Annotated in this window: 14 protein-coding genes; 10 read left to right on the top strand and 4 right to left on the bottom strand. The window is 30.0% G+C overall.

Going from position 1 to position 12,435, the window contains the following annotated elements:
* The first annotated feature begins 49 nt into the window (after positions 1-49).
* From C820_RS02150 to rsfS, 9 genes are all read left to right on the top strand, one after another.
* Positions 50-688 carry a regulatory protein RecX gene (locus tag C820_RS02150; RefSeq protein WP_004035743.1) on the top strand — a complete coding sequence of 213 codons (639 nt, stop codon included), beginning with the start codon at positions 50-52 and terminating at the stop codon, positions 686-688.
* 24 nt (positions 689-712) lie between these two features.
* Positions 713-3,520, top strand: a complete 2,808-nt coding sequence (locus C820_RS02145; RefSeq protein WP_004035744.1) for a tetratricopeptide repeat protein — start codon at positions 713-715, stop codon at positions 3,518-3,520.
* Positions 3,521-3,657: 137 nt separating this feature from the next.
* Positions 3,658-3,969: a 50S ribosomal protein L21 gene (gene rplU, locus C820_RS02140; protein WP_004035745.1), complete on the top strand. Its 312-nt coding sequence runs from the start codon at positions 3,658-3,660 to the stop codon at positions 3,967-3,969.
* A gap of 5 nt (positions 3,970-3,974) precedes the next feature.
* Entirely contained in the window at positions 3,975-4,313 is a 339-nt protein-coding gene (locus C820_RS02135) for a ribosomal-processing cysteine protease Prp (RefSeq protein WP_004035747.1), read from the top strand.
* 4 nt (positions 4,314-4,317) lie between these two features.
* On the top strand, positions 4,318-4,614 hold the full coding sequence (rpmA, locus tag C820_RS02130) for a 50S ribosomal protein L27 (protein ID WP_004035749.1): 297 nt from the start codon (positions 4,318-4,320) through the stop codon (positions 4,612-4,614).
* Positions 4,615-4,689: 75 nt separating this feature from the next.
* On the top strand, positions 4,690-5,967 hold the full coding sequence (gene obgE, locus C820_RS02125) for a GTPase ObgE (RefSeq protein WP_004035756.1): 1,278 nt from the start codon (positions 4,690-4,692) through the stop codon (positions 5,965-5,967).
* Between the two features lie 42 nt (positions 5,968-6,009).
* Positions 6,010-6,303, top strand: a complete 294-nt coding sequence (locus tag C820_RS02120; RefSeq protein ID WP_004035758.1) for a YhbY family RNA-binding protein — start codon at positions 6,010-6,012, stop codon at positions 6,301-6,303.
* 19 nt (positions 6,304-6,322) lie between these two features.
* The gene (gene nadD, locus C820_RS14515; RefSeq protein WP_004035760.1) at positions 6,323-7,555 is read left to right on the top strand and encodes a nicotinate-nucleotide adenylyltransferase; all 1,233 of its coding nucleotides are present in this window, start codon (positions 6,323-6,325) and stop codon (positions 7,553-7,555) included.
* A gap of 13 nt (positions 7,556-7,568) precedes the next feature.
* Positions 7,569-7,901: a ribosome silencing factor gene (rsfS, locus tag C820_RS02105; protein ID WP_004035762.1), complete on the top strand. Its 333-nt coding sequence runs from the start codon at positions 7,569-7,571 to the stop codon at positions 7,899-7,901.
* A gap of 68 nt (positions 7,902-7,969) precedes the next feature.
* On the opposite strand, the gene C820_RS02100 is transcribed toward rsfS, so the two are convergent.
* A complete protein-coding gene (locus tag C820_RS02100) occupies positions 7,970-8,428 on the bottom strand; it encodes a S1 RNA-binding domain-containing protein (protein WP_004035763.1) in 459 nt (152 codons plus the stop codon).
* A 148-nt stretch (positions 8,429-8,576) separates the two neighbouring features.
* On the opposite strand from C820_RS02100, the gene rlmD reads away from it, so the two are divergent.
* Positions 8,577-9,932 (top strand): 23S rRNA (uracil(1939)-C(5))-methyltransferase RlmD, encoded by a 1,356-nt coding sequence (gene rlmD, locus C820_RS02095; RefSeq protein WP_004035765.1) that lies wholly within the window; start codon positions 8,577-8,579, stop codon positions 9,930-9,932.
* Positions 9,933-10,026: 94 nt separating this feature from the next.
* On the opposite strand, the gene C820_RS02090 is transcribed toward rlmD, so the two are convergent.
* The 3 genes from C820_RS02090 to C820_RS02080 all read right to left on the bottom strand — a co-directional run bounded on the left by C820_RS02090 (position 10,027) and on the right by C820_RS02080 (position 12,360).
* A complete protein-coding gene (locus C820_RS02090; protein ID WP_004035767.1) occupies positions 10,027-10,305 on the bottom strand; it encodes a hypothetical protein in 279 nt (92 codons plus the stop codon).
* Positions 10,306-10,429: 124 nt separating this feature from the next.
* Positions 10,430-11,575 carry an aldo/keto reductase gene (locus C820_RS02085; RefSeq protein ID WP_004035769.1) on the bottom strand — a complete coding sequence of 382 codons (1,146 nt, stop codon included), beginning with the start codon at positions 11,573-11,575 and terminating at the stop codon, positions 10,430-10,432.
* 158 nt (positions 11,576-11,733) lie between these two features.
* A complete protein-coding gene (locus C820_RS02080; protein WP_004035771.1) occupies positions 11,734-12,360 on the bottom strand; it encodes a CatB-related O-acetyltransferase in 627 nt (208 codons plus the stop codon).
* Between the last annotated feature and the right edge of the window lie 75 nt (positions 12,361-12,435).

Here is a 12,435-nt window from a genome sequence, read left to right as displayed (position 1 = left end):
CTTTGTTTTTATATCGTTTTGTTTACAGTAAAATATGCAGGAGGGAATTTTGTTGAAAATTACAGCAATTACACAACAACTACATCACCCAGAAAGATATTCTGTATTTGTAAATGATAGTTTTGCTTTTGGTTTACCTATGGAAGATATTACCTATTTTAAACTAAAAGAAGGAGAAGAAATTACACAAAGTAAATATGATTTTATAAAAAATGAATTGATATATGTAAAAGCACAAGATACTGCATTATATTATATTGGCTATAAAATGAGAACAGAAAAAGAAGTTCGTGTAAAATTATTGGAAAAAGGATTTACAGAGGATATAATAGAACGTGTCATAAATTTTTTAATAGAGTATCATTATGTTGATGATGAAAAATATTGTGAAAGTTATATTAAACAAAGATTGCGATGCAATCCAAAGGGCAGTTATGTATTAAAAATGGAATTAAAACAAAGAGGAATAAAAGATAGTATCATTTGTAGAGTGATAGAGCAGTCAAATATAGATGAATTTAGTGACGCTGTAAAATTATTAGAAAAGAAATGCTTTTATTTAGAAGAAATTGACGAAAAAGAGAAAAAAAGACTGATTTCATTTTTACAGCGAAGAGGCTATTCCTATGATATAATAAAAGAAAGTTTTGAATATGTTGTAAAAAATAAATGCAAAGGGGAACTATAAGAACTTGAAAGGATTTGATAAGCTATGGCTTTTTATATTGGCGAGATAATGAAGTTAAGAAGAGAGTTTCAAGAAGCACACCAAAATGGAGAATACATGGAAGCAATTGCTTTAGGAAAAAGAATATATGATTTATATAGAGAAAATAATGACTGTAATACAATGGAATATGCTATTGATGTTAATAATTTAGCGATTGCATTTGATGATATTTGTATGTATGAAAAGGCACAAAAATATTATAAAGAAGCAGCAGAATTAAAAAGAGAAATAGGTGGAGAATGTAGTTCTTATAGTGATACTTTAAATAATTTAGCAATCACATATAGCAATATGGCAAAATATGAAGATGCTGTTACATTACAAAAACAAGTTTTAGAAATTCGAGATAGATTATTAGGTAGAGGACATGAAGATTATGTAGCGAGTTTGTATAATTTAGGAAATGCTTATGAAGATGTAAAACAATATGATAAAGCAATAGAAATGCATAATAAAGCATTATTAAAAGGGCAAAGACTTCGTACTGTTTCAAAAATGGATTTAGCAGACATTTTAACAAGCTTAGGACGTGCTTATGAAAAACAGGGAAATTATAAAAAAGCAGAAAAAGCATTAAAAAGGGCGTTGGATATATTAAAAGTAGAAAGAGGAGAAGAAAGCCAATATTATATGATGAACCTTTTAAGAATGGCAACAGTATGTGAAAAAGCAGGGCTATTGGAAAAAGCCGCTTACTGCTGTGAAAAAGCAATGAAAATAAGAAAAAAAATAACTACAGAAAGCCATTTAGAATATATCACAAATTTGAATACACTTGCAACATTATATGCTAAAAAAAATGATTTTACACGCTCTCTTGAAATACATCAAAAAGTACAGTCTATAGTAAAAAATCTTTTGGGTGATCATCATACATTTTATGCAGAGGGTTTAAATCATATGGCTATGGACTATTGTGGACTTCAGGAATATAAAAAAGCACTAGAATTAAATGATAAATCATTGGAATTAAAAAAACAACTTATAGGCGAAAAACATGGTCAATATGTTATTAGTCTTTTGAGCAGAGGAACAATATTAGATAAAAAAGGAGATTATGATGAAGCATTACAATGTTATCAAAAGGCATTAGATATGAGAAATGAATTGTATCAAGGAAAAAGTATTGCTTGTGCAGATACCATGTTGGCTATGGCAAGAGTATATACTCACAAAAAAGACAACAAAAATGCAGAACAATATTTATTACAAAGCCGAGAATTGAGAAGAGAATTAAATGAAATAGAAGATAGTGCTTATGTATTAAATTTAGAAATGTTGTCAGAACTATATTATAGTGAGAAAAATATAGAAAAAGGAATTGCTTTTTGTAAAGAGGCAGTTGAAATGCAAAAAAGAATGTATGGACAAATACACCCTCTTTATGCAAGAGTGCTGGAACATTTAGGAAAATTATATATAGCAGCAAATAAATCAGAAAGTGCTTTAAAAGCACTTCAAAAAGTAGTAGAAATTGAGGAAGAAACACTTGGAGAAGAAAATCCAAAATATAAAAACAGCTTAGAAATGTTAGCAAGAGTATCTTATCAAAATGGTGCTTATGAGTTGTCAATGAATTGCTGGGAAAAATTATATAATATGAATTTTGAAGAAACTACTGAAAAAAGATTTGCTTCTGCAAAGATAGAACTTTGGCTAGCAAGTTGTGCTTTACATTTAGAAAATCTTTCAAAAGCAAAAGCATATTATGAAAAGGCTATGGAGAAAAAAGAACAATGTAATATTAATACTGACCAAGAATGGGGTATTATGATAAAAACATTTCTTTTAACATTAGCACAAAAAAATGAGCAAAAACTAAAAAAAGACAAAGAAAAAATAAAAAGAACAGAAGAAAAAAAGAAAACCGAAAAAAGTAATATGAGTTTTGAAGAAAAAGAAAAATATTTGTTATATTGTTATGAACAAAGAATTGCAGAATTTGGAGCAAATGATTTGCAAGCACAACAATGCTGTATTGAAATAGGCGATTTTTATGCAGAAATAGGAGTTTATGATAAAGCTTTTATATGGTTAGAAAAAGCAGAAAAACAAGGAGAAGGTAAAATTTATGCAGAGGCAGTTAGAAAAATAGGAATATTATGTCTTTTAGGAGGAAATTATAAAAAAGCATTTGAAAAATTTATTCATGCTATAAAATATCAGCAAGAATATGGGTCTATAGAAGGAGAGGAATATTGTATTTTAATGGGATTAATGGGAGATTTTTATTTTACATTAAAAGACATAGAAAAATCACTTTGTTATTATGAAATATGGCATAAATTATTTTATGATAAAACATTAAAAAATCAGTTATACTTAGAAAGAATACAAAGAATGGGGAAAATATCAGAACGTTTAAAAAAAAAGGAGCAAGCTAGCATTTATTATAAAGAAGCAGCAGAATATATCAAACAAAATAAAGGAGAATGTTTAGAATTAGCAAGAGAATTGTTAAAATTAGGAGAAGTTCTTTTAAAAATAGATAAAAATAATATACAAGGAGAACAAAATATAAACGAAGCAATCAAACTCTTTGGCAATGAAAAAGGAAAAGAAAGTAAAATATATGGCAAATTAATGAGTAAATTAGGTGTTTTTTATGTTTCATTGGATAAAATAGAACAAGGCATTTCTTTTTTGGAACAGTCTTATCAAATACAATGTGTTTATGAACAAACAAAAATATTAAGTAAAAAGGGATATGAAACATTAACAAAATATTTAAAAGAAAGTAAAGATAATATAAAATATCAATTAATCAAAAAAGGTAAGCCATTGTATTGAATTTTTAAACAAAAAGTATTGACAGAATTTGTTGCTTGTGATACGATAACGAAGTATGTTTAGCCGCACGAAGAGGTTATAAATTCTAATAAGAATACCATATTCGGCGAGTTTAGTGGTGAGGAGGTGTACGAAAGATGTACGCAATTATTGAAACTGGTGGAAAACAATATAAAGTAGCAGAAGGCGATGTTATTAAAGTAGAAAAGCTTGCTGTAGAAGAAGGACAAGAATATAGCTTTGATAAAGTACTTGTTGTTGCTAAAGATAGCGATGTAACAGTAGGTGCTCCTTATGTTGCTGGTGCAAAAGTATCTGCATCTGTATTAGGCGAAGGAAAAGCAAAAAAAGTAATTGTATATAAATATAAATCCAAAAAAGGATTTCATAAGAAAAAAGGTCATAGACAACCTTTTACAGAATTACAAATTAAAGCAATTTCATTATAATTGATATGATAAAAGCAACGATATATCATAATAGTAGAAAACAACTTTGTGGATACTGCATTTCTGGACATGCTGGTTTTGCACAAAAAGGAGAAGATATTGTTTGTGCAGCTGTATCAATATTGGCTATCAATACAGTAAATGCTATAGAGCAGCTTACAACAACACATTTTCACTGTAATGCCAATGAACAAAAAGGCGGTTATTTAAAAATAATACTTTCTGATGCAGAAAAAGGCATAAACCATGATACAGAGCTTTTATTGAAAGCAATGGTAATGGGTTTGGAAGATTTATCAAAAGAATATAAAAAATATATCCGATTAAATTATGAGGAGGTGTAACAATATGTTGAAATGTAACCTTCAATTTTTCGCTCATAAAAAAGGTGTTGGTTCTACAAGAAACGGACGTGACTCCAAAGCTAAAAGACTTGGTGCAAAACGTGCTGATGGTCAAATTGTAAGAGCTGGTAACATCTTATATACACAAAGAGGAACAAAAATCCACCCAGGTATTAATGTAGGTAAAGGTGGAAACGATACCCTTTTCGCATTAGTAGATGGTCGTGTAAGTTATGAAAGAAAAGGCAGAGATAAAAAACAAGTTTCTGTATATCCAGTGGATTTAGCAGTAGCTGAATAAAAAAACAGGGGGGCTTCAAATGACGAGCATTTGAAGCCCTATTTTTTCATATAAAGGTATAAAAGAGGTGATAAAATGTTTGTAGATAGAGTAAAAATTCACATTAAAGGCGGAAACGGTGGAAATGGCATGGTTTCGTTTTATAGAGCAAAATATATTACACATGGAGGACCAGACGGCGGAGATGGTGGTCGTGGAGGAGATGTCATATTTGTAGGCGACAATAGCATGAATACACTTATGGATTTTAGATATAAACGTTCTTTTAAAGCAGAAAATGGACAAGATGGCGGAAAATTAAATTGTTTTGGGAAAAGTGGAGAAAGCGTTATAATAAAAGTGCCTGTTGGTACAATTATAAGAGAAGCAAATAGTAATAAAATTATGGCTGATATAACAAAAGCAGGAGAGCAAAAAGTAATTATAAAAGGCGGCAAAGGCGGAAAAGGAAATCAGCATTTTGCTACACCTACTAGACAAGCACCTCGTTATGCAGAACGTGGTCAAACTGCAAAAGAATATGATGTAATATTAGAATTAAAATTAATTGCAGATGTGGGATTAATTGGATTTCCTAATGTAGGAAAATCAACGATATTGTCTATGGTAACAAATGCCAATCCTAAAATAGCTAATTACCATTTTACAACATTAGCACCTAATTTAGGTGTAGTACAAAGTAGAATAGGAGAAAATTTTGTTTTAGCAGATATTCCTGGATTAGTAGAAGGTGCAAGTGAAGGCGTTGGACTAGGACATGAATTTTTGCGTCATGTAGAAAGAACAAAAGTATTTATACACGTAGTAGATGCAGCAGCACTCGAAGGCGATGACCCTGTTGAAAATTTCAGAAAAATTAATCAAGAGCTTTCAGAATATAATACAGAATTGCTGAAACGTCCTCAAGTTATTGCAGCGAATAAAACAGATATACCAGAAGCACAACAAAATGTTATTAGATTAAAAGAAACTTATGAAAAAGAAGGTTATCAGGTGTTTCCTATTTCAGCAGCAACAAATAAAGGGCTTGATGAAATGCTGGAAGCAGTTGCTAAAATATTAAAAGAATACCCTGAAGATATTATTTTTGAAAAAGAATATGAAGAATATCAAGAAATAGAAATTGATAGAGAACCATTTACAATAGAAGTATTTGATGACAATTATTATGTTGTTACAGGCACAGGTGTTGAAAAAATGATTGGATATACTAATATTGATACAGAAAAAGGTTTTGCATTTTTTCAGAGATATTTAAGAGAAAAGGGCATTATAGAAGCGTTAGAAGAAAAGGGTATACAAGAGGGAGATACTGTAAAAATTTATGGTTTAGAATTTGATTATTATAAATAAGTTATAATGTTTTTATGGTATAATATGTAGTAGGAGGAAAAAATGTTAACAAGTAAACAAAGAGCCTATTTAAAAGGTATGGCAAATGGCTTGGACAGTATATTTCAAATAGGTAAAAGCGGTATAACACCAGAATTACGAGATACTGTAGATAAAGCACTAGAAGCAAGAGAATTAATAAAGTTAAATGTATTAGATAATAATATGATAGAAGCAAAACAAGCGGCTGGTATATTGGCAGATAGAACAGGTGCAGAGGTAGTGCAAGTAATTGGCAATCGTTTTATATTGTTTCGTCAGTCAAAAAAGAAACCAGTGATTGAATTGCCAAAATAATGGAAAGAGTGTAAGTTTTATGAGAAGTGGTATAGAAGATTTTAAAAGTTGTAAAAGCATTGCTATAATGGGAGGAACATTTGACCCTATACATTATGGACATTTAGCGACAGCAGAGGCAGTTCGACACAGATTTAAAGTAGATAAAGTAATATTTATGCCTACAGGTAATCCAGCTCATAAAGCAGATAAAGTAGTGACACATCATGAGCATAGATATTTGATGACAGTATTAGCAACAATGAGAAATGAAAATTTTGATGTATCTCGTATTGAAATTGAGCGTCCTGGTAAAACATATACTATAGATACTATAGAAGAATTAAAAAGGTTATGTCGCCCAAATGCTCGTTTATATTTTATTACAGGAGCAGATGCCATACATCAAATTTTTACATGGAAAAATGCAGAAAAATTATTAACAATGTGTGATTTTGTTGCAGTTACTCGTTCTGGATATAAAAAAAATAAATTATTTGATGAAATCACAGAAATAAGAGATAAATTTGCTAGTAGAATACATTATATGGAAGTACCTGGACTGGAAATTTCATCTTCTGATATTAGAAAACGTGTACAAAATAGTAGACCTATAAAATACCTTTTGCCTCAGGAGGTAGAGGACTATATTTATAAATTTGGCTTATATGAAAATGATACAGAAAAAGAGGTAAAATTTATGCTAACAACAGATGTTATGAAAGAAAAATTACAATCTGCGTTATCTGTAAAAAGATATATTCATACAATGGGCGTAGCAGAAGAAGCAGTGAAATTAGCAGAAATTTATGGCACAGCACAAGACAGAAAAAAAGCAGAAGTGGCAGGGCTGTTGCATGATTGTGCAAAAAACTATCCTAATGATTTAAAAATACGTTTATGTAAAGAATATCATATAGCATTAGATGATATTTTGAAAGAACAGAAAGATTTGATACACCCATTTTTGGGAGCAGAGATTGCAAAGAGGGAGTATTTAGTAGAAGATGAGGATATTTTAAATGCCATTCGCTATCATACTACAGGTAGAAAAGAAATGAGTTTATTAGAAAAAATTATATTTTTAGCAGACTATATTGAACCGAATAGAGCAACTTTTGATGGATTAGAAGAAGCGAGAAGACTTTCTTATTTAGATTTGGATATGGCTATGAGATATACACTTGAACATACGATTTCTTATGTCAAACAAAGAAAGTTAAAATTACATTCTCTATCATTAGAAGCATTAGAATATTTTAAAAATAAATAAAGGAGGAAATACTGTGGAAGTTGTAGAAATTGCAAAAATTGCTCAACAAGCATTAGAGGATAAAATGGGAGAAGACATTAAAGTATTAGATTTAAAAGGAATTTCTAATATTGCAGATTACTTTGTAATTGCAAGTGGAAATAATGTAAACCATTTAAGAGCAATGGCAGATGAAGTAGAACAAAAATTATTTAAAGTAGGTGTAAAACTACATCATTCAGAGGGATATAGTGTAGCAACATGGATACTTTTAGATTTTGGAAATATATTAGTACACTTGTTTAATAAAGAACAAAGAGAATTTTATAGCTTAGACCATCTTTGGGGAGATGCCAAAAATGTGTGAAAATAGAAAAAAATTCTAGTGTAGTTGATACAAATAAAAAGCAGGGAATTTCCCTGCTTTATTGCTGATTAAGAACGTTTATTTGCTCTTTTATTTAATCCTGCCTGTCTTTCATTAGATTGTTTTAGCCAGTCTTTCATTTTATCTTCAAAGTCAGAAGAAGATGATTGTGGTTTAAAATAATCGTCAGCAGGATATATTGTTCTATTTTCATAATTTGACTTGTGCTCTTTAGAACGGAATTTTTTTTCAAAATTATATGGTTTTGAAGTTTTTGTTGCAGAAGGAAGTGCCTCTCGTATAGAAAGAGAAATTTTGTTGGAGGCTTCGTCTACAGAGAGAACTTTTACTTTTACAATATCACCTACAGAAATATGTTCGTTTATATCTTGCACGAAATTGTTTGCTATTTGTGAAATATGAACCAATCCCTGCACTTTATCACCCAATGAAACGATAGCACCAAAAGGTTTGATGCGTAATACTTTACCTTCAACAATATTGCCAACTTGAACTTTTTCTGACATTAAATTTTACACTCCCATTCTATTTTAATCGTAGTTTTTTGTGTTACAATCATTCGTATTACATAAAGGTATTCATTTACCGTAACAAGTATAACATAATTTATATTAAAATACAAATATTTTGTAGGCTTTTTTTGGAGGGACACATATGAAAAAAAATGATAGCATTGTATTAGACATAGAAGAAGTATTATTTCCCAATAAAGGGATTGGATATATAGAAGGACAAAAAGTAGTTGTAAAAAATGTTTTACCAAAACAAAAAATAGAAGCACGTATTACAAAAAAAAGAAGTAGTGGCATAGAGGCAAAATTAGAAAAAGTGTTACAAAAATCTCCTTTTGAACAACCATCAGAGTGTCCTCATTTTTCGCTTTGCGGGGGTTGCACTTATCAAAATATGGATATTGCATCAGAAATTGCTATGAAAGAAAAACAAGTAAAAACATTACTGGAGCAAGCAAATATTATTGTAAAAAGTTGGGAAGGAATATTATCTTCTCCAAAACAAAAAGCATATCGTAACAAATGTGAATTTTCATTTGGAGATGAACAAAAGGGTGGCAATTTAGCATTAGGCATGAGAAAAAGACAGAGTTATTACGAAGTAGTAACATTGACAGACTGTAATATTGTAGATAGTGATTTTTTAAAAATAATTGATGCAACATTACATTTTTTTCAAAAAAGAAATATTCCTTTTTATCATAAAGCACGTCATGATGGTGTGTTAAGACATTTAGTAGTGAGAAAAGGAGAAGCAACAGGAGAAATATTAGTAAATTTAGTAACAACATCAGAAATTTGTTTTTCATTAGAGGAATATCAAAAACAACTACTGTGTTTAACATTAGAAGGCAATATCTGTGGTATACTACATACTAAAAATGATGGATTAGCTGATATTGTACAGAGTGATAAAACAGAGGTATTATATGGTAGAGATTATTTTATAGAAAAACTGCTTGATTTAGAATTTAAAGTTTCTGCATTTTCTTTTTTTCAAACAAATTCAAAAGGAGCAGAAAAATTGTATGAAATTGTAAAAGAATTTGCTGGAGATGTCAAAAATAAAATTGTGTTTGACTTGTACTGTGGCACAGGTACGATTGCTCAAATTATGGCCGAACAGTCTAAAAAAGTAATAGGTATAGAATTAGTAGAAGAAGCAGTTGCAGCAGCTTATGAAAATGCTAAAAGAAATGAATTATTAAATTGTGAATTTATAGCAGGTGATGTACTAAAAAAAATAGAAGAATTAAATGAAAAACCAGATTTGATAATATTAGACCCTCCTAGAGATGGTATTCATACCAAAGCCATTGATAAAATTATTGGTTTTGATGCTCCAGAAATTATTTATGTTTCTTGTAAACCTAGTTCTTTGGCAAGAGATTTGCAAATTTTTCAACAAAATAACTATAGTATAGAAAGAGTAAAATTAGTCAATCAGTTTCCAAGAACAGTACATGTAGAAACAGTAGTGAGTATGAAAAAAATATAAAAATAAAATGAAAAGAACGAATGTTGTATTGACATTCGTTCTTATTATTCTGCTAAAGTATATAAAATGTCATAATTTTAAATTATTGTTTTGATTAGTGACAACCGTGATGTCCTCCACCACAACCATAACCATAATTGCTTTGTGTTACACAAGAACCGTCACAATATCCACAGCCGTGGTCATAACCACAATAGTCTACGCCATCATGTACATGACGACCTGGTTCTGTACAGCCTTCTATAGTACAAATAGCTGGATAATTTACAGTAGCCTGTGTTCTTCTGTGATGTCCATGTGCAAATGCTGGCATAGCAAAAGCAGATGACATTGCAACAACTGCTCCTACTGCAAGTAATTTTTTAATATTCATAACAAACGCCTCCTTTCTGCATTTTTAATAATATGAAATATTTCATTATATTCACATTATATCAAAATCATACTACTTTGTAAATGAATACATAAGAATATACAATATTTTAATGTACGATATTTTATTGCTTAAATAGTTTTTTTGCTTGTTTCATGTTTTCTATAATATTAACGTTAAAAGGACATCGTTTTTCACAAGCACCACACTCTATACAATCTCCTGCTTTGGCGTTTAAAGCCATATAATGCTGAAAAACAGTTTCAGGAATTTCACATTGTGCTTTTGCTAAATTTAAAAATTTTGTAACAGAGGCTATATCAATTTGTTTTGTACAAGGAGCACAATGTCCACAATACATACAATGTCCCTGCCAGCTTATGTTATTAAATGTAGAGAAAACAGTAGCATAATCTTTTTCTTTTTCACTAGCATATTCATAATGTAGTGAATTTTTTAAATCTTCTATACTACGAACACCAGAAAACACAGTAGCGACAGCAGGACGTGTTAAAGCATAATGTATACATTGACTAGGTGTCATGGCTTTTCCTGCTGGAGAATATTCTGAAAGTAAATCTCCTCCTCCAAATGCTTTCATAACAGTAATACCAATACCTAAACGCTGACAAGTTTCGTATAATTTTTCTCTTTGTGGATCTAAATTGAAAAGTGGTTTTTCATAACTGGATTGAGCCCATAGTTTTTCAACATCTTCATCTGGTGGAAGTAAGTCATAACAAGGATTAACACTAAACATAAGTACTTCAATATATCCACTGTTTACTGCTTCCAAAGCTACAATAGGATTGTGGCTGCTTATGCCAATGTGTTTTATTTTACACTGTGATTTTAATTCTAGTGCATATTTCATTATTTCCCCTTCTGCAATTTGTTTCCAAGTATTAAGAGAGTCTACATAATGTATCATGCCAATGTCTATATAGTCTGTATTTAAATTTTTGAGCATTGTTTCAAATGCTGTTTTTACTTCTGTAATATTTCGTGTTGCTTTGTATTGTTCATTTTGCCATATAGTACACAAATGTCCCTGTAATATAAATTTTTCTCTTTGATTATGAATGAGTTTTCCAACACGTCTATGTAAATCTGGATTAGGACTGTACATATCCATACAGTTTACACCATGCTCTAAAGCAAGAGAAAACATTTCGTTTGTAAAAGCATCATTTTTTTCTAAAAAACCCTCACAGCCAAAACCAATTTCACTTACTTCTAAACCTGTTTTGCCAAGTTTACGATAATTCATATTTTCCCTCCTAATTTGGTAAGTATATTTGATATTAATAAAAGTTTTAATTAAGTAATTTCCTAAAAGAAAAGTAGGAGAAATTTGAATGTCAAATATACAAATACTTTTTCAATATAGTGAAAAGCAGGAAATCAAAAAAGATTTCCTGCTATATTTTATTTTAGTTGTTGTATATTTCCTTGTTGTATTGCTTTGATATTTTGAGCAATTTTTTGTTTTTCCCAGTTCCACCATTTGATATGAAGTAATTCAGAAATGATTTCGTCTGAATAACGTTTTCGTATTATTTTTGCAGGCACACCAGCTACTATAGTATAAGGAGGTACATCTTTTGTAACAACTGCACGTGTTCCAATAATAGCACCATCTCCTATTGTGACACCAGCTAATATCACTGCTTCATAACCAATCCAAACATCATTTCCAATAACAATATCTCCTTTATTATCCCAAGCATCTACTACATTTTTACTGTCCAGTCTCCATTGCTCATAAAAAATAGGAAATGGATAACTAGATAGAGAATATAAACTGTGGTTAGCACTGTTGAACAAAAAACGAGCACCACAAGCAATAGAACAAAATTTTCCTATTATTAATTTATCATGATTGATAGGATAGTGGTATAATACATTATTTTTTTCAAATAATATAGGGTTATTTACAAAATCATTGTATATAGTATATTCTCCAACAATGATATTTGTATTTGTAATGACATTTTTTAAATAAATTGTTTGTGTATCTCTTGTACGAGGATATATTTTTTCTGGAATAGTCATAATATTTCTCCTTTATTATCATGTTATTTTTTTGTAACTATTCCAGATACTACAATGCAACGTTTCAAATATTAT

It is taken from the genome of Clostridium sp. MD294, assembly GCF_000364165.2.
GTDB lineage: Bacteria > Bacillota > Clostridia > Lachnospirales > Anaerotignaceae > Coprocola.
This window is presented reverse-complemented; position numbering and strand designations above follow the sequence as displayed.

Excerpts from the sequence above, each read along its gene's own strand:
- C820_RS02080 (WP_004035771.1), bottom strand. The coding sequence starts at position 12,360 with ATGACTATTCCAGAAAAAATATATCCTCGTACAAGAGATACACAAACA.
- nadD (WP_004035760.1), top strand. The coding sequence starts at position 6,323 with ATGAGAAGTGGTATAGAAGATTTTAAAAGTTGTAAAAGCATTGCTATA.
- C820_RS02085 (WP_004035769.1), bottom strand. The coding sequence starts at position 11,575 with ATGAATTATCGTAAACTTGGCAAAACAGGTTTAGAAGTAAGTGAAATT.
- rplU (WP_004035745.1), top strand. The coding sequence starts at position 3,658 with ATGTACGCAATTATTGAAACTGGTGGAAAACAATATAAAGTAGCAGAA.
- obgE (WP_004035756.1), top strand. The coding sequence starts at position 4,690 with ATGTTTGTAGATAGAGTAAAAATTCACATTAAAGGCGGAAACGGTGGA.
- rpmA (WP_004035749.1), top strand. The coding sequence starts at position 4,318 with ATGTTGAAATGTAACCTTCAATTTTTCGCTCATAAAAAAGGTGTTGGT.
- C820_RS02100 (WP_004035763.1), bottom strand. The coding sequence starts at position 8,428 with ATGTCAGAAAAAGTTCAAGTTGGCAATATTGTTGAAGGTAAAGTATTA.
- rlmD (WP_004035765.1), top strand. The coding sequence starts at position 8,577 with ATGAAAAAAAATGATAGCATTGTATTAGACATAGAAGAAGTATTATTT.
- C820_RS02090 (WP_004035767.1), bottom strand. The coding sequence starts at position 10,305 with ATGAATATTAAAAAATTACTTGCAGTAGGAGCAGTTGTTGCAATGTCA.
- C820_RS02135 (WP_004035747.1), top strand. The coding sequence starts at position 3,975 with ATGATAAAAGCAACGATATATCATAATAGTAGAAAACAACTTTGTGGA.
- C820_RS02120 (WP_004035758.1), top strand. The coding sequence starts at position 6,010 with ATGTTAACAAGTAAACAAAGAGCCTATTTAAAAGGTATGGCAAATGGC.
- C820_RS02145 (WP_004035744.1), top strand. The coding sequence starts at position 713 with ATGGCTTTTTATATTGGCGAGATAATGAAGTTAAGAAGAGAGTTTCAA.